Source organism: Pseudomonas carassii (genome assembly GCF_036324045.1).
Taxonomy (GTDB): domain Bacteria; phylum Pseudomonadota; class Gammaproteobacteria; order Pseudomonadales; family Pseudomonadaceae; genus Aquipseudomonas; species Aquipseudomonas peradeniyensis.
Map to the genome: position 1 here is coordinate 111,632 of NZ_JAZDCT010000008.1, position 16,334 is coordinate 127,965.

Below are 16,334 nucleotides of genomic sequence, written 5' to 3' on the forward strand. Positions count from 1 at the left end.
GGAACCGTTGTACAAGTTCCAGGATGAAAAATTTGTCAATACTGGCCATGAAACATTTATCGCGGTGCCAGCTCGTTCAGATGACGAGCGACGGCGATCCATGCACCGATATACCCCAACAGCACCGCCCCGATCAAGAGTGAAAGGCCATCCGAGGCCGGCACGCCACCCAGGGCGAAATCACTGCCATACAGGCCGGACAGCCCGACCACCGCGTCGTTCAGCCAGTTCAGGCCGAACGCCAGGATGCCCCAGGCCAGCACGCCCGCACCCAGGCCGTACAGCGCGCCCATGTACAGGAAAGGCCGGCGCACGTAGCTGTCGGTGCCGCCGACGAGCTTGATCACTTCAATCTCGACCCGGCGGTTTTCGATATGTAGACGAATTGTGTTACCGATTACTAACAGCAGAGCGGAAATCAGCATCACCGCCAGGCCGAAGACGAACCGGTCACCCAGCTTGAGAATCGCCGCCAGACGCTCGACCCACACCAGGTCCAGCTGCGCCGCTTCCACGCGAGGCAGCTCGGACAGGCGCTGGCGCAAGGCCTCCAGGGCGGGTTTGTCGACCTCGGTCGGGGTTACCACCACCACGCCGGGCAGTGGATTGTCCGGCAGCTCGCGTAGCGCCTCGCCCAGGCCCGACTGCTGCTGGAACTCTTCCAGCGCCTGCTCGCGGCTGACGTACTGGGCCTCGGCGACGCCCGGCATGCCCTTGATCTCGTCACGCAGGGCCTCGCCGTCGCGGCTGCTGGCATCGAGCTTGAGGTAAAGCGAGATCTGCGCCGCGCGCTGCCACGAACCGCCGAGTTTCTCGACGTTCTTCAGCAGCAGCGAGAGGCCCATGGGCATGCTCAGCGCCACGGCCATCACCAGGCAGGTGAAGAAACTGCCAATCGGCTGCTTGCCCAGGCGGCGCAGGCTGTCGGCCAGGCTGGCGCGGTGGCTTTCCAGCCAGGCGTGCAGCAGGGTGCGGAAGTCCGGACCGTCGTCGTCGTGGTCGCCGCGCTTCTTCTTCGCCGGTTGCGGGTCGGCGGCTTTCGGCGCCACGCGCTCGGAAACCTTTGGTGTACGTGTGGTGCTCATTGCCCGGCCTCCCCATCGCCGATCAAGCGGCCGCGTTGCAGCGTCAGCATGCGGTGGCGCATGCGCGCGATCAGCGCCAGGTCGTGACTGGCGATCAATACCGTGGTGCCCAGGCGATTGATGTCCTCGAACACGCCCATGATCTCGGCGGCCAGGCGCGGGTCGAGGTTACCGGTGGGCTCGTCCGCCAACAGCAGGGCCGGTTGGTGGACGATGGCGCGGGCAATGCCCACGCGCTGCTGCTGGCCAGTGGACAGGTCGGCCGGGAACAGCTCGCCCTTGTCGCTCAGCGACACGCGCTCCAGCGCCGAATCCACGCGCTTGGCGATCTCGGCCTTGGACAGCCCGAGGATCTGCAGCGGCAGGGCGATGTTGTTGAACACCGTGCGGTCGAACAGCAGTTGGTGGTTCTGGAACACCACGCCGATCTGCCGGCGCAGGAACGGGATCTGCGCGTTGCTGATCTGGCCCAAGTCCTGCCCGGCCAGCAGCAGCTTGCCGCTGGTCGGACGCTCCATGGCCAGCAGCAGGCGCAGCAGGGTGCTCTTGCCGGCGCCGGAGTGGCCGGTGACGAACAGGAACTCGCCACGACGCGCCCGGAAGCTCAGTTCGTGCAGGCCGACGTGGCCGTTGGGATAGCGCTTGGCTACCTGTTCGAATCGGATCATGAAGGTTCCCGCTCGGCGAACAGCGCCTTGACGAAGGGTTCGGCCTCGAAGGTGCGCAGGTCGTCGATACCCTCGCCCACACCGATGAAGCGGATCGGGATGTTGAACTGCTTGGCCAGGGCGAAGATGACACCGCCCTTGGCGGTACCGTCCAGCTTGGTCAGGGCCAGGCCGGTCAGTTCGACGCTCTGGTTGAAGTACTTGGCCTGGCTGATGGCGTTCTGCCCGGTACCGGCGTCGAGCACCAGCAGCACCTCGTGGGGCGCCTCGGCGTCGAGCTTGCCGATCACCCGACGGACCTTCTTCAGCTCTTCCATCAGGTTGTCCTTGGTGTGCAGGCGACCGGCGGTGTCGGCGATCAGCACATCGACGCCACGGGCCTTGGCGGCCTGCACGGCGTCGAAGATCACCGAGGCCGAGTCGGCGCCGGTGTGCTGGGCGATCACCGGGATCTGGTTGCGCTCGCCCCAGACCTGCAACTGCTCCACCGCCGCGGCGCGGAAGGTGTCGCCAGCGGCGAGCATGACCTTCTTGCCTTCGAGCTGCAGCTTCTTGGCCAGCTTGCCGATGGTGGTGGTCTTGCCGGCGCCGTTCACGCCGACCACCAGAATCACGTAGGGCTTGCTCTGCGCCTCGATCTTCAGCGGCTGCTCGACCGGGCGCAGCAAGGCGGCCAGTTCGTCCTGCAGCGACTTGTACAGGGCGTCGGCGTCGGCAAGCTGCTTGCGGGCGACCTTCTGTGTCAGGTTCTGGACGATGGTCGAGGTGGCCTCGACACCGACGTCGGCGGTCAGCAGTCGGGTCTCGATCTCGTCGAGCAAGTCGTCGTCGATGACCTTCTTGCCCAGGAACAGGCTGGCCATGCCCTCGCCGATGCTCGCGCTAGTCTTCGACAGGCCCTGCTTGAGGCGGGCGAAGAAGCCGGGTTTGGCGGCGACTGGCGCAGGTTCCACGGCAGCCGGAGCGGGAGCGACAGACGCTACCGGCTCGGGCTCGGGCACAGGGGCTGGTTCGGCCACCACTGCCTCAGGGGCATGGCGCTCAGGGATAGCGGGCGGGGCCTTGGGTTCGAGATCTGGCACCAGCGCCACGGGCTCTTCCGCGACGGGCAGTACCAGGTTGCTTACAGGCGCAGGCGGTGTTGGCTCGGGCTCAACCGTTGACAGGCTCGACGCATTCGCGGGCAAGCCCGCTCCCACAGGGTGCTGCGGCGCCTGAGGCACAGCGACAGGCTCAGCCACCAAGGCAGACTCGGCCGGGACTTCTGCCGGCGCAGACCGGGGTGCTTCGAGCACTACAGCGGGCTGCGGCGCCTGAGGCGCAGCGGCAGGCTCAGGTTCGGCCGCCTGGACAGGCTCGACCGGGACTTCCACCGGCGCAGGCTGAGGTGCTTCGACCACCGGTGCGGGCTGCGGCGCAGCGGCGGGCTCAGGCTCGGCCGGCACGCTTACCGGCGCGGGGTGGGGTGCCTCGGCCAGCGCAGCGGGCTGCTCGGCTGGAGGCTGATGTACCACCGGCGCCTCGACGGGCGACTGGGGGGCTTGCGGCTGTTCGGCGACAGGTTGCTCCGGCTTCTTGCGGAACCAGCTGAACAGGCCTTTCTTCTCGCCAGCCGCGGCCGGCGCTTTTTTGTCGTCGTTGGAACCAAACATGGAAGACGGCTATCTCAGGGTAGCGATGCGCCAGCAGTGGCGCATCGGGAATTCTTGAGTCACGCAGAACAGACTACTGTGAAGCCAGCGGGTTCATGCGCAACGTTTTGTCGTAAGGGCCTGCGGGCCAGAACGGCGACAGGCATGGTCGCCAGGCAACCGGATCAGTATCCTAGCACCTCCTGGCCCGCCGACGCTAAACCCAAGCGGGCCGCCGAACAGGTTGAACACCGTATGAATGCTCTAGCCCGCCGCGCCGCTGGCCTGTTGCTTGGCACGCTGTGCCTGCCGCTGGCGGCCTTCGCCGCCGATGTGCAACCCACCCACGAATTCATCCTCGACAACGGCCTGAAGGTGGTCGTGCGCGAGGACCACCGGGCGCCGGTGGTGGTTTCGCAGATCTGGTACAAGGTCGGTTCCAGCTACGAGACGCCGGGCCAGACCGGCCTGTCCCACGCCCTGGAGCACATGATGTTCAAGGGCAGCGCCAAGCTCGGCCCCGGCGAAGCCTCGCGCATCCTGCGCGATCTCGGCGCCGAGGAGAACGCCTTCACCAGCGACGACTACACCGCCTATTACCAGGTGCTGGCCCGTGACCGCCTGCCGGTGGCCTTCGAGCTGGAAGCCGACCGCCTGGCCAGCCTGCGCCTGCCGGCCGACGAATTCAGCCGCGAAATCGAGGTAATCAAGGAAGAGCGCCGCCTGCGCACCGACGACCAGCCCAACGCCAAGGCCTTCGAGCTGTTCCGCGCCATGGCCTACCCGGCCAGCGGCTACCACACCCCGACCATCGGCTGGATGGCCGACCTCGAACGCATGAAGGTCGAGGAACTGCGCCACTGGTACGAATCCTGGTACGCGCCGAACAACGCTACCCTGGTGGTGGTCGGCGACGTCAAGCCCGACGAGGTGAAGGCCCTCGCGCAGAAGTACTTCGGCCCGATTCCCAAGCGCGCCGTGCCGCCGAGCAAGCTGCCGCTGGAGCTGGCCGAGCCGGGCCTGCGCCAGCTCACCCTGCACCTGCGCACGCAACTGCCCAGCCTGGTCTACGGCTTCAACGTGCCCGCCCTGGCCACGGCCAAGGACCCGCGCGGCGTCAACGCCCTGCGCCTGATCTCGGCCCTGCTCGACGGCGGCTACAGCGCCCGCATGCCGGCGCGCCTGGAGCGCGCCCAGGAACTGGTGGCCGGCGCCTCGTCCAGCTACAACGCCTTCACCCGCGGCGACAGCCTGTTCATGATCTCGGCCACGCCCAACGTGCAGAAGCACAAGACCCTGGCCGAAGTGGAAAAAGGCATCTGGCAGTTGCTCGACGAGCTCAAGACCACGCCGCCGACCGCCGAGGAACTCGAACGCGTGCGCGCCCAGGTGATTGCCGGCCTGGTCTACGACCGTGACTCCATCAGCAGCCAGGCCACCACCATCGGCCAGCTGGAGACCGTCGGCCTGTCCTGGAAGCTGATCGACAGCGAGCTCGACGACCTCAAGCGCGTGACCCCGGAGGACATCCAGGCCGCCGCCCGCACCTATTTCACCCGCGAACGCCTGAGCGTTGCCCATGTACTGCCCGAGGAGTCCGCTCATGAGTGATCGCAGCACACCGCGCTACACCCTGTTCGGCCTGGCGATCATCGTGCTGGTGGTGGCCGTCGCCGCGCTGCTGGCACGCCCGGCCCAGTCCGACAGCCAAGGCAAGGCAGACACTGCGGTCCGCCCGGCCAACACCCTGCAATCGCTGGCCGAACTGGACGGCAAGGCCCCCAGCCGGCGCCAGCTGAACATCCAGCACTGGTCCACCGCCGAAGGCGCCCGCGTGCTGTTCGTCGAGGCCCGCGAGCTGCCGATGTTCGACCTGCGCGTGACCTTCGCCGCCGGCAGCAGCCAGGACGGCGGCACCCCGGGCCTGGCCACCCTGACCAACGCCATGCTCAACGAGGGCGTGGCCGGCAAGGACGTTACCGCCATCGCCGAAGGCTTCGAGGGCCTGGGCGCCGACTTCGGCAACGGTTCGTACCGCGACATGGCCGTGGCGTCGCTGCGCAGCCTCAGCGCCAGCGACAAGCGCGAGCCGGCGCTGAAGCTGTTCACCGAGGTGGTGGGCCAGCCGACCTTCCCCGAGGATGCCCTCAAGCGCATCAAGAACCAGCTGCTGGCCGGTTTCGAGTACGAGAAGCAGAACCCGGGCAAGATCGCCGGCAAGACCCTGTTCGCCAACCTCTACGGCAAACACCCTTACGCCAGCCCCAGCGACGGCACCGCCGAAACCATCCCGGGCATTACCCTGGAACAGCTGCGCGGCTTCCACGCCAAGGCCTACGCGGCCGGCAACGCGGTGATCGCCCTGGTCGGCGACCTCAGCCGCGGCGAAGCCGAAGCCATTGCCGCCCAGGTCTCCACCGGCCTGCCCAAAGGCCCGGCCCTGGCCAAGCCCGAGCAGCCGGTCGAGCCCAAGCCGGGCGCGACCCATATCGACTTCCCGTCCAAGCAGACCCACCTGATGCTGGCCGAGCTGGGCATCGACCGTAACGATCCGGACTGGCCGGCCCTGTCGCTGGGCAACCAGATCCTCGGTGGCGGCGCCTTCGGTACTCGCCTGATGAGCGAAGTCCGCGAAAAACGCGGCCTGACCTACGGCGTGTACTCGGTGTTCAGCCCGATGCAGGTACGCGGCCCGTTCATGATCAACCTGCAGACCCGCGCCGAACTCAGCGAGGGCACGCTCAAGCTGGTCCGGGATATCCTCGCCGACTACCTCAAGAGCGGCCCGACCCAGCAGGAACTGGACGATGCCAAGCGCGAACTGGCCGGCAGCTTCCCGCTGTCCAACGCCAGCAATGCCAGCATCGTCGGCCAGCTGGGCGCGATCGGCTTCTACAACCTGCCGCTGAGCTGGCTGGAAGACTTCATGCAGCAGTCCCAGGGGCTGACCGTCGAGCAGGTCAAGGCCGCCATGAACAAGCATCTGGCGGCGGACAAGCTGGTGATCGTCACCGTCGGCCCGAAGGTGGCCCAGCAGCCCCTGCCGGCCCCCACTGACAAACCCGCCGAGCAGCCGCTCGGCGTACCGGAGCACTAATGGCAAGACCCAATACCCCAGCGCGCCCGGCACCGGGCGCCAGCAAGGGCCCCGGCCAACTGCGCATCATCGCCGGCGAGTGGCGCAGCCGCCGCCTGGCCGTGCCGGAAGGCGAAGGCCTGCGGCCGACGCCTGACCGCGTGCGCGAGACCCTGTTCAACTGGCTGGCGCCGCACATCGAAGGCGCACTGGTGCTCGATGCCTTCACCGGCAGCGGCGCGCTGGTGCTGGAGGCCTTGTCCCGCGGCGCCGAGAACGCGGTTGCACTGGACAGCAACCCGGCGGCCATCGCCAACCTCAAGAACAACCTCGAGCTGCTGCGCTGCCCGCGTGGGCAGATCCTCCAGACCGACGCTCTGCGCTACCTGCAAGGCCCGGCCAAACAGCAGTTCGACGTGGTCTTCCTCGACCCGCCGTTCCACCAGGACCTGCTGGCCAACACCTGCAACCTGCTGGAGCAGGGCCAGTGGCTGCGCGAGCAGGCGTGGATCTACACCGAAAGCGAAGCCGTACCCTCCTCGCTGCCGATGCCGGGCAACTGGCGCCTGCACCGCGAGAAGAAGACCGGACAGGTGCACTACGCGTTGTGGCAGCGCAGTTGAGAAAACCCTAACTATGTAGTGCTGGCAGACGCGCATTTTTGCTGAAGCTGCTCCGGTTCACCATCAACCAGGAGCACTTCGGCCATGTCATCGCCTCCCCTTCTCGACGACGCATTGGTCTCTGCCGGCCTAGCGGCCATCGCAACCGCCCCATCGGCAGAGTTACAGCACTTCACGCTGGACAACGGTTTGACCGTCTACCTGCGAGAGGACCACCACACTCCACTGGCAGCGGTTCAACTCTGGTACCACGTGGGTGCCAGCGATGAACCGGAGGGCCAAACCAACCTTTCGCACCTTCTGGAACACCTGATCTTCGATGGCAGCAGCAAACTCGCCAAAGGTCAGTACCTACAAGTGATCGCGCGCCTGGGTGGCAAAGCCAATGGCACCACCACAGACGACGCGACGGCTTTCGATATTCAACTACCCGCGATACGCCTGCCGATCGCCCTCGAGATCATGGCTGATGCCATGACCACTGCAACCTTCGGCCAGCCTGAAATGGACCTGGCGATAAAAACGGTCGAAGACGAGCGCCGGCTGAAAATCGATAACGCACCCTTGCAGCAAGCAAGTCATCAGCACTTGAAGCTCGCACATGCGGGCAGTCCTTACGGCAACCCCACCTTCGGCCTCGCCAGTGACCTGAACAACCTGACGCTCGACACGCTGCGCAGTTGGTACGACCAATGGTACGCACCAGGTAACGCCACGCTCGTGGTAGTAGGCGCCGTCGACCTCACAACGCTCAAGCAGCACGTGGCCCGGTATTTTGCAGACCTGCCTGTAGCAGCCACAACGCCGCGCCCCGTCCCACGCCACGAAATACCGTTAAAGGCGCGAAGCCAGGCTGTAAGCCTGCCTATGGGACGTGAGGGGTTGTTCATGTCATTCAACGTGCCAAGCCTGGCAACTGCGCCCCAGGCAACCACAGGCCCAGCACTGAAACTGCTCGGCGAGCTGCTTGGCAAAGGCTTCAGCTCAAGGCTGTACAGCCGTTTGGTGCGCGACAGGAACGTACTGAAGGGGGTTGTGCTCTCCTACGATCCGTTGCTTCGCGGCGACACCCTGCTGACGATTTCTGCGTACGTGAATACCGACAACTGCACCCCTAACGACGCTGCCGAAGAAATCTACAGATTGGTAGATGAACTGCGCCACACACCGCTCACTCAGGAAGAACTGGATCGCACAAAACTGCGCCTGCTTGCCCGCTACCTGTTCAACCAGGAAAGCATCACCTGGCAAGCCAGACTTATTGGACAAGCAGCCGCCTCAGGCCTGGGGCCTTCCCTGATCGACCAGCAGGCCAACATTGTCCGACACCTCGACAGTGCAACCGTACGCCAAGTCGCATTCGACTACCTGAGCCGCGAGCGGCTGACTGTTACCTACCTGCAGCTCGGAGATCCAGCATGAATCAAGCAGCCAGTACCACCTCCACGCCGCTGATCTGCAGCGGCCCGGCCACCGATGCAGCGGTCGCCGCCATGGCCGGTTTGAACGCTGCCCAAGACATTGATCTGGCGCAACTGCAACCGTTGGCGGTCAAGGTCCAGCAGTGGGTCACTCCCGAAGGTGCCCGGGTCAGTTTCACGCAGGTCCATGAACGGCCGATATTCAACCTGGCACTTCGCTTCCGTGCCGGTAGCGTGCTCGATGGCGACAACCCAGGCCTAGCCGCCCTTGTCTTGTACAGCCTCGACCAAGGCACCGGACAGCTCGATAGCGCTCGGTTTGCCCAGTTTCTCGAAGGCCATGGCGCAATCATGAACAGAAGCATCAACCACGATGAAGCCGTGGTTACCCTGCGCTGCCTGAGCCTGCCCGCACTGCGGGCCAGTGTTCTGTCGCTGTTCACGCAAATGCTCGCCCAACCGGCATTGCGCCCGGACGACGTTGCGCGCATTCGCGAGCGACTGGCCATCGCCCAGCGAGCACGAGCATGGTACACCTCGACAAGAAAGTCGGACGCCACCATGGCCCACGTGTTCGCCGATCACCCCTATGCCATCCCTGTGACAGGCACGGCCGAAGGGCTTGATGGCATTACGGACCCACAGCTGCGGGCCTTTCACCAGCGCGCCTACTCGGCCAACAACGTCGATATCGGCCTGGTGGGCGACCTGTCACCTGCAGAGGCGCATCAACTGGTTGCCGACCTCGTTCAGGCTCTACCGCAAAACTGGGCAGCACGGCTGCCAGCCCCCCCCTCCAGCGCCGAACGCACATACACAACGTCTTGAAAGGACAGGAACCTCGACCTCGGTCATGCTCACAGTGCCGGTCAACGTATCGCCAAGGAGCCCATGGTATCCCGCACTGGTCATGCTGGATGAAATCCTCGGGGGCGGCTTCGAATCGAGGCTGGTACAGGAGCTGCGGGTCAAGCGCGCCCTGACCTACAGCGCCAGCTCATCCCTGCAACCGTTCGATGCGGCCAACCTGTTGCAAATCGAGTGGGATATTACCCCTGAGTATCGTGACGCCTCATGCATGCTGGTCGCAAACATGCTGGCATGCCTGGGTACGCATGGACCGACCCAGGTTGAATGCGACGTGGCTTTGAGCCAACTGGTCGGCAAGCTCCAGCATACACTGGCAAGCAATGAGGACCTGGCCAAGTGCCTGGCGACGCTCAGCCATCAGAAGCTGCCTGCGGACCACCTGGTGAGCTACTCCGACAAACTGGCAGCGTTGACCCCGCCAGACATCCGCGAGGCCGCAAGGGCCCTGCTGGCCGAAGCCCCACAAGTTGTCATAAGCCTGGGCCCGGACGTAGAACAGTTGCCCTTGCCACCTCCGCCGGATGCCGACCAATAGCGCAGATACAGCGGCGGTGTTTCATGGCACTCTAGGCTGGCACATCACGAGTCGCCCAGCATGCCCAGCCTCACCGCCGCCTTCCGCCCGGCCACCGGCCTGTCCAACCCGCACCTGCAAACATTGTGGGGCCCCCTCTGGCGCAAGCTCCCGGACTTGCCGCGCAGCCGCGAGCGTCTGTGGCTGGCCGACGGCGACTTCCTCGACCTCGACTGGCACGGGCCGCACCAACCCGACGCGCCGTTGGTGCTGGTGCTTCACGGTCTGACCGGCTCGTCCAATTCGCCCTACGTCAAAGGCCTGCAACTGGCCTTGCAGGGGCGTGGCTGGGCCAGCGTCGCGGTGAACTGGCGCGGCTGCTCGGGCGAGCCCAACCTGCTGGCGCGCAGCTACCACTCCGGGGCCAGCGAAGACCTGGCCGAGACCATCCGCCACCTGCGGGCGCAGCGGCCCCTGGCGCCGCTGTATGCCGTGGGCTATTCGCTGGGCGGTAATGTGCTACTCAAATACCTGGGGGAAAGTGGCTCGGCCAGCCAACTGGAAGCGGCAGTGGCGGTGTCGGTGCCATTTCGCCTGGACCAATGCGCCGACCGCATCGGCCTGGGCTTCTCGAAGATCTACCAGGCGCATTTCATGCGCGCGATGCTGGCGTACGTGCAGGACAAGCAGCGGCACTTCCGCAACCAAGGTCACCATGAAGGGCTGGCAACCCTCGAGCGCCTTGGCCCATTGCGCAACCTGCGCACCTTCTGGGACTTCGATGGCAAGGTGACCGCTCCGCTCAATGGCTTCAGCGATGCCCATGACTACTACCGCCGGGCGTCCAGCCGCTACTACCTGGGGAAAAACCGCACACCGACGCTGATCATCCATGCCAGCGATGATCCGTTCGTGTTCGGTCACAGCCTGCCGACTGCCGACGAACTGGCGCCACTGACGCAGTTCGAACTGCACAATCGCGGTGGCCATGTCGGGTTCGTCGAGGGCAGCCTGCGCAATCCGGGGTATTACCTGGAACGGCGGATTCCGCAATGGCTGATGGACGGGCGCTAGCCCTCATCCAGGAAAATGGCTGAGGGCAAGCCCGCTCCAACGCTACGAATTACTCGCCAGTGGCCACGCCGCGCTGCGGATCGTTGATCCACTCACTCCACGACCCGGCATACAGCCGCCCCAGCGGATACCCCGCCAGCGCCAGGGCAAACAGGTTGTGGCAGGCGGTCACGCCAGAACCGCAATAGGCCACCAGGTCCTCCGGCGAGCGGCCGGCCAGCTTTTCGGCAAAACGCTGCTTCAATGTGTCGGCCGGCAGGAAACGCCCGTCGGCGCCAAGGTTATCGGTGAACGCCGCGCACTGGGCACCTGGAATGTGCCCGGCCACCGGGTCGATCGGCTCCATCTCGCCACGAAAACGCGGCAGCCCGCGGGCATCGATCAGCGTCAGCGCCGGATCGTCCAGGCGCTTGCCCAGGTGCGTGGCGTCGATCTGCAGCTTCATGTCTGGCTCGCCGCTGAACGTCCCCTCGCGACGCACGGGCGGGTCCAGGCTCAATGGCAAGTGGGCGGCGTGCCAGGCCTTCAGGCCGCCGTCGAGGATGAACACCGCCTCGCGCTTGCCCAGCCAGGCCAGCAGCCACCAGGCGCGCGCGGCATAGGCGCCGGGACCGTCGTCGTAGAGCACCACCTGGCTGTCGTTGTCCACGCCCCACTCGCGCAGGCGCTCCACCAGCCGCTGCGGATCGGGCAGCGGATGACGACCCGTGCGGCCCTTGACCACCGGCCCGCTCAGGTCACGCTCGAGGTCGGCGAAATGCGCCCCGGCGATATGCCCCTCGGCATAGCTGCGTTGGCCGTAATCGACGTCCTCCAGGGCAAAGCGGCAATCGAGGATCACCAGGCCGGGCGCGTCCAGGCGTTCGGCCAGCTGTTGCGGGGTGATCAGTTGCGCAAGGGGCATGACAATCTCCTGATGAATGGCTCGAAGACCCCGGATCACTGCTCCAGGGCCTGGTTGAACGGGACGTGGAACTCATCGCACAACGCCTGCACCGCGGCACGCGAGCCCGGGGTGACATACCCCAGTTCCAGTACCACCACCTGATAGACGCCGCGCATGAACGCTTCTTCACCCAGGTGCGCGCAATGCTCGCGGGTGGTGCTGAGAAAACGCACCCAGGAGGTCAGCACGATCCACGCGTTGATGGTCAGCGACTCGATCTGCGGGCCGTCCATGCTCAGGATGCCGGCCTCGACGAAGCCCCGGTAGATCGCCTGCCCCTGCAGCAGGCAGCGCCGCGAGAAACGCCGGTAACGGGCGGCCAGTTCCGGGTCGCTGTCGAGCAGGTGTTCCAGGTCGCGGTGCAGGAAACGGTAGTTCCACATCGCCGCCAGCAGCGCCTTGAGGTAGAAGCGCTTGTCCTCGACGGTGGCGATGCGGCCCTGGGGCGGACGCAGGAAGCTGTCGACCAGCTCTTCGTACTGGTTGAACAGCACGGCGATGATCGCCTGCTTGTTGGGGAAGTGGTAGTACAGGTTGCCGGGTGAGATCTCCATGTGCGCGGCAATATGGTTGGTGCTGACGCAACGCTCGCCCTGCTGGTTGAACAGCTCCAGGCTGCTCTGCACGATGCGCTCTCGGGTCTTCATGCGCGGGGCCATGCTCAGCTCCAGTCTCCAGCTTGATTGATCGGGCCCATCTTACGGCTTCCCGCAGGTCGGGTGCACCGCCGGCCAGGTGAAAAATAGTGCACCATCGTACCAATTAGAGTATATGCTCTATTCACTTATCACCCCCGGAGCCGCCATGACCTCGCCTGCCGTCCTCCCCCCTGTGCAATCCGACCTCGACCTGCAAGCGACGTTCGACGCCCTGCGTCGGGCCTTTGCCGAAAACCCGATGCCCCCGGCCGCGCAACGTCGGCAGTGGCTGAAAAGCCTGCGCGAGGCGCTGCTGGCCGAGCAGGAGACGCTGATCGCGACCATCGACGCCGACTTCAGCGGCCGCAGCCGCGACGAGACCCTGATCGCCGAGCTGATGCCGTCGGTCCTCGGCCTGCGCGACGCGGAAAAACAGCTGGGGCGCTGGATGCGCGCCTCGCGGCGCAAGGTTGGCCTGGCCTTCCAGCCCGCCAGCGCGCGGGTTGAGTACCAACCACTGGGGGTGGTGGGGATCATCGTGCCGTGGAACTACCCGCTGTTCCTCGCCATCGGCCCGCTGACCGGCGCCCTGGCCGCCGGCAACCGGGTGATGCTCAAGCTCAGCGAGTCCACGCCCGCCAGCGGGCAGGCCATCAAGGAGTTGCTCGGGCGTGTATTCCCCAGCGACCTGGTCAGTGTAGTACTGGGCGAGGTGGAGGTCGGCCAGGCCTTCGCCCGCCTGCCGTTCGACCACCTGCTGTTCACCGGGGCCACCAGCGTCGGCCGCCATGTGATGCTGGCCGCCGCGCAGAACCTCACCCCGGTGACCCTGGAGCTGGGCGGCAAGTCGCCGGCCATCGTCTCGGCCAATGTGCCGCTGGACACCGCCGCCGAACGCATCGCCTTCGGCAAGACCCTCAATGCCGGGCAGACCTGCGTCGCCCCCGACTACGTGCTGGTGCCCCGCGAGCGCCTGGACGCCTTCGCCGAAGCCTACCGGCGCGCCGTGCACCGCTTCTATCCGCGCCTGACCGACAACCCCGACTACAGCGCGATCATCAACGAGCGCCAGCTCGCTCGCCTCAATCGCCTGCTGGACGATGCCCGCGAGCAAGGCGCCCAGGTGGTCGACCTCTACCCCGACGAACCCCGCCAGGGCCGCCATCTACCGCCACACCTGCTGCTGCAGGTGCACGACGGCATGCAGGTGATGCAGGACGAGATCTTCGGCCCGTTGCTGCCCCTGGTGCCCTACGACCGCCTGGACGACGCTCTGGCCTACATCAACCAGCGTCCCCGGCCCCTGGCGCTCTACTATTTCGGCTACGACAAGGGCGAGCAGGCACGGGTACTGCGCGACACCCACTCCGGCGGGGTCTGCCTCAACGACACCCTGCTGCATGTGGCCCAGGACGACCTGCCGTTCGGCGGCGTCGGCCCGTCCGGCATGGGCCACTACCATGGCCACGAGGGCTTCCTGACCTTCAGCAAGGCCAAGGCCGTGCTGGCCAAGCAGCGCATCAATGCCGCCAAGACGATCTATCCGCCCTATGGCAAAGCCTTGCAGCGCCTGGTCTACAAGCTGTTCATCCGCTGAGCGCCGGCGCGTATGCATCGCCGCGACCTGCTCAGGTTCAGCTTCGGCGCCAGCCTGTTCCTGGGCGCCACCAGCCTGGTCGGCTGCTCGCCGCAGACGGCCTCGCCCGGTTATCAGGTCCTGCGCGATGACGACCTGCCTCTGTTGCAGGCCCTGGTACCCGTCGTGCTGGCGGGTACCAGCGCTTCCACCGAATTGGTGCTGCACAGCCTCGACCACAAGCTGGCGGCGCTGTCGCCCGCCATGCTCAAGCTGACCCGGCAACTGTTCGACGTGCTCACCCTGCCGCTTACCCGAGGGCCGCTGACCGGTATCTGGGGCGGCTGGGCCGACGCCACGCAGAGCGAGCTGGAGCGCTTTCTCGAACGCTGGCGGGACAGTTCGCTGAACCTGCTGCGCCAGGGTCATGCCTCGCTGCTGCAACTGCTGCTCATGGCCTGGTACGAACGCCCCGAGGCCTGGGCGGCCTGCGGCTATCCAGGACCGCCGAAGATCTGACCCACTGACAAGAGCATCGCCAAATGCCCGTCCCCGACCCGTTTCGCCAAGGCCTCGCTCGAGGCTGGATCACCCACGATGGCTCGCGCCTGGAGCAGGACCTGAGCCTTGAAGCCGACATCGCCGTGATCGGCAGTGGTGCGGGCGGCGCCACAACCGCCGAGCGGCTGAGCGCGGCCGGCCTGAAGGTGCTGCTGATCGAGGAAGGCCCGCTGAAGACCAGCAGCGACTTCCACCTGCTGGAGCACGAGGCCTATGCCGACCTCTACCAGGAGGGCCTGGGCCGCCTGAGCAAGGATGGCGCCATCACCATCCTGCAGGGCCGGGCGGTGGGCGGCACCACCCTGGTCAACTGGACCTCGAGCTTCCGCACGCCGCCACAGACCCTGGAGCACTGGGCCCGCGAACATGGGGTCAAGGGCCTGGACAGCGACAGCCTCAAGCCCTGGTTCGAACGCATGGAGCAGCACCTGGGCATCAGCCCCTGGATGATGCCGCCCAATGCCAACAACGACGTGTTGCGTCGCGGCTGCGAGGCGCTCGGCCTGCGCTGGGCGGTGATCCCGCGCAACGTGCGCGGCTGCTGGAACCTGGGCTACTGCGGCATGGGCTGCCCGGTCAACGCCAAACAGTCGATGCTGGTCACCAGCATTCCGGCCACCCTCGAGCAAGGCGGCGAATTGCTTTACCTGGCCCGTGCCGAGCGCTTCAGCCACGACGGCCAACGCATCGACTACCTGCAATGCCAGGCCCTGGACGCTCAGGGGATCCAGCCCACCGGCCGCCAGGTGCGGGTGCGCGCCCGCCATTACGTACTGGCCGGCGGCGGCATCAACAGCCCGGCGCTGCTGCTGCGCTCCGATGCGCCCGATCCTCACCAGCGCCTGGGCAAGCGCACCTTCCTGCACCTGGTCAACTTCAGCGCCGCGCAGTTCGAGACGAAGATCGACCCGTACTATGGCGCGCCGCAGTCAATCTACAGCGACCAGTTCCAGTGGCAGGACGGCGTCGCCGGCCCGGTCGGCTACAAGCTCGAAGTCCCGCCGCTGCACCCGGCCCTGGCCAGCACCCTGCTCGGCGGCCATGGCCGGGACAATGCCCTGCGCATGGCCGAATTGCCCTATACCCACGTGATGCTGGCGCTGCTGCGCGATGGTTTCCACCCGGACAGCCCCGGCGGCCAGGTGGAGTTGCGTGGTGATGGTTCGCCGGTGCTCGACTACCCGGTCACCGACTACCTGCGCGACGGGCTGCGCCGGGCCTGGCACAGCATGGCGCAGATCCAGTTCGCCGCCGGTGCTCGCCGGGTGCTGCCGGTGCATGGCGATGCCCGGTATGCCGACAACCCGGAACAGGCCAAGGCATTGATCGACAACCTGCCCCTGGAACTGTTTCGCATGCGCCTGGGCAGCGCCCACGTCATGGGCGGCTGCGCCCTGGGCGAGGATCCGCGCCAGGCGGTGTGCGACAGCCTGGGCCGGCATCACCAGCTGGAAAACCTGTCGGTCCACGACGGTTCGCTGTTCCCCACCAGCATCGGCGCCAACCCGCAGCTGTCGGTCTATGCCCTGACCGCCCTGCTCAGCGAGGCGCTGGTCGGCCGCCTGGCATCCGGCGCATGACAGCCAATAGCCATGCTGTCTATAGTGCCATCGACCAGCCACGCGACTTGGCCGGGCGCAATCGCTGCGCT

Annotated in this window: 13 protein-coding genes and 1 pseudogene; 9 read left to right on the plus strand and 5 right to left on the minus strand. The window is 66.1% G+C overall.

The genetic code is table 11. From position 1 onward, the window contains the following. Positions 1-56: 56 nt before the first annotated feature. Genes ftsX through ftsY form a run of 3 tightly spaced genes read right to left on the minus strand, consistent with a single transcriptional unit; the run spans position 57 to position 3,405 of the window. Complete coding sequence (ftsX, locus tag V0R62_RS08540) at positions 57-1,085, minus strand: permease-like cell division protein FtsX (RefSeq protein WP_330103412.1); 1,029 nt, start codon at positions 1,083-1,085, stop codon at positions 57-59. Beyond that, positions 1,082-1,753 (minus strand): cell division ATP-binding protein FtsE, encoded by a 672-nt coding sequence (ftsE, locus tag V0R62_RS08545; protein WP_011531723.1) that lies wholly within the window; start codon positions 1,751-1,753, stop codon positions 1,082-1,084. The genes ftsX and ftsE overlap by 4 nt, the downstream gene beginning before the upstream one ends. After that, entirely contained in the window at positions 1,750-3,405 is a 1,656-nt protein-coding gene (ftsY, locus tag V0R62_RS08550; RefSeq protein ID WP_330103413.1) for a signal recognition particle-docking protein FtsY, read from the minus strand. Before ftsY ends, ftsE begins: the two co-directional genes overlap by 4 nt. A 234-nt stretch (positions 3,406-3,639) precedes the next feature. On the opposite strand from ftsY, the gene V0R62_RS08555 reads away from it, so the two are divergent. The 6 genes and pseudogenes from V0R62_RS08555 (at position 3,640) to V0R62_RS08580 (ending at position 10,962) form a co-directional block, all read left to right on the plus strand. After that, positions 3,640-4,995 (plus strand): M16 family metallopeptidase, encoded by a 1,356-nt coding sequence (locus V0R62_RS08555; protein ID WP_330103414.1) that lies wholly within the window; start codon positions 3,640-3,642, stop codon positions 4,993-4,995. Further along, a complete protein-coding gene (locus tag V0R62_RS08560) occupies positions 4,988-6,481 on the plus strand; it encodes a M16 family metallopeptidase (protein ID WP_330103415.1) in 1,494 nt (497 codons plus the stop codon). Before V0R62_RS08555 ends, V0R62_RS08560 begins: the two co-directional genes overlap by 8 nt. Further along, positions 6,481-7,083: a 16S rRNA (guanine(966)-N(2))-methyltransferase RsmD gene (rsmD, locus tag V0R62_RS08565; RefSeq protein ID WP_330103416.1), complete on the plus strand. Its 603-nt coding sequence runs from the start codon at positions 6,481-6,483 to the stop codon at positions 7,081-7,083. Before V0R62_RS08560 ends, rsmD begins: the two co-directional genes overlap by 1 nt. Positions 7,084-7,167: 84 nt before the next feature. Beyond that, entirely contained in the window at positions 7,168-8,505 is a 1,338-nt protein-coding gene (locus V0R62_RS08570) for a M16 family metallopeptidase (protein ID WP_330103417.1), read from the plus strand. A 71-nt stretch (positions 8,506-8,576) separates the two neighbouring features. Then, positions 8,577-9,909: pseudogene (locus V0R62_RS08575) on the plus strand (M16 family metallopeptidase). Between the two features lie 60 nt (positions 9,910-9,969). Continuing rightward, positions 9,970-10,962, plus strand: coding sequence for a hydrolase (locus V0R62_RS08580; protein WP_330103418.1), 993 nt, complete (start codon positions 9,970-9,972; stop codon positions 10,960-10,962). A 49-nt stretch (positions 10,963-11,011) separates the two neighbouring features. On the opposite strand, the gene V0R62_RS08585 is transcribed toward V0R62_RS08580, so the two are convergent. Both V0R62_RS08585 and V0R62_RS08590 read right to left on the minus strand, forming a co-directional pair. Then, positions 11,012-11,866, minus strand: coding sequence for a sulfurtransferase (locus tag V0R62_RS08585; RefSeq protein WP_330103419.1), 855 nt, complete (start codon positions 11,864-11,866; stop codon positions 11,012-11,014). A gap of 35 nt (positions 11,867-11,901) precedes the next feature. Next, positions 11,902-12,567 (minus strand): TetR/AcrR family transcriptional regulator, encoded by a 666-nt coding sequence (locus V0R62_RS08590; protein WP_050707373.1) that lies wholly within the window; start codon positions 12,565-12,567, stop codon positions 11,902-11,904. A 145-nt stretch (positions 12,568-12,712) separates the two neighbouring features. On the opposite strand from V0R62_RS08590, the gene V0R62_RS08595 reads away from it, so the two are divergent. From V0R62_RS08595 to V0R62_RS08605, 3 genes are read left to right on the plus strand one after another with little or no spacing between them, the layout of a single operon-like run. Beyond that, complete coding sequence (locus V0R62_RS08595) at positions 12,713-14,143, plus strand: coniferyl aldehyde dehydrogenase (RefSeq protein WP_330103420.1); 1,431 nt, start codon at positions 12,713-12,715, stop codon at positions 14,141-14,143. Between the two features lie 12 nt (positions 14,144-14,155). Next, positions 14,156-14,641: a twin-arginine translocation pathway signal protein gene (locus V0R62_RS08600; protein WP_330103421.1), complete on the plus strand. Its 486-nt coding sequence runs from the start codon at positions 14,156-14,158 to the stop codon at positions 14,639-14,641. A 23-nt stretch (positions 14,642-14,664) separates the two neighbouring features. Then, positions 14,665-16,263, plus strand: coding sequence for a GMC family oxidoreductase (locus V0R62_RS08605; RefSeq protein ID WP_330103422.1), 1,599 nt, complete (start codon positions 14,665-14,667; stop codon positions 16,261-16,263). The last annotated feature ends 71 nt before the right edge of the window (positions 16,264-16,334 follow it).

What these genes read in the sequence shown, in the direction of transcription:
- ftsX (WP_330103412.1), bottom strand. Translation starts at nt 1,085, where the DNA reads ATGAGCACCACACGTACACCAAAGGTTTCCGAGCGCGTGGCGCCGAAA.
- ftsE (WP_011531723.1), bottom strand. Translation starts at nt 1,753, where the DNA reads ATGATCCGATTCGAACAGGTAGCCAAGCGCTATCCCAACGGCCACGTC.
- ftsY (WP_330103413.1), bottom strand. Translation starts at nt 3,405, where the DNA reads ATGTTTGGTTCCAACGACGACAAAAAAGCGCCGGCCGCGGCTGGCGAG.
- V0R62_RS08555 (WP_330103414.1), top strand. Translation starts at nt 3,640, where the DNA reads ATGAATGCTCTAGCCCGCCGCGCCGCTGGCCTGTTGCTTGGCACGCTG.
- V0R62_RS08560 (WP_330103415.1), top strand. Translation starts at nt 4,988, where the DNA reads ATGAGTGATCGCAGCACACCGCGCTACACCCTGTTCGGCCTGGCGATC.
- rsmD (WP_330103416.1), top strand. Translation starts at nt 6,481, where the DNA reads ATGGCAAGACCCAATACCCCAGCGCGCCCGGCACCGGGCGCCAGCAAG.
- V0R62_RS08570 (WP_330103417.1), top strand. Translation starts at nt 7,168, where the DNA reads ATGTCATCGCCTCCCCTTCTCGACGACGCATTGGTCTCTGCCGGCCTA.
- V0R62_RS08580 (WP_330103418.1), top strand. Translation starts at nt 9,970, where the DNA reads ATGCCCAGCCTCACCGCCGCCTTCCGCCCGGCCACCGGCCTGTCCAAC.
- V0R62_RS08585 (WP_330103419.1), bottom strand. Translation starts at nt 11,866, where the DNA reads ATGCCCCTTGCGCAACTGATCACCCCGCAACAGCTGGCCGAACGCCTG.
- V0R62_RS08590 (WP_050707373.1), bottom strand. Translation starts at nt 12,567, where the DNA reads ATGGCCCCGCGCATGAAGACCCGAGAGCGCATCGTGCAGAGCAGCCTG.
- V0R62_RS08595 (WP_330103420.1), top strand. Translation starts at nt 12,713, where the DNA reads ATGACCTCGCCTGCCGTCCTCCCCCCTGTGCAATCCGACCTCGACCTG.
- V0R62_RS08600 (WP_330103421.1), top strand. Translation starts at nt 14,156, where the DNA reads ATGCATCGCCGCGACCTGCTCAGGTTCAGCTTCGGCGCCAGCCTGTTC.
- V0R62_RS08605 (WP_330103422.1), top strand. Translation starts at nt 14,665, where the DNA reads ATGCCCGTCCCCGACCCGTTTCGCCAAGGCCTCGCTCGAGGCTGGATC.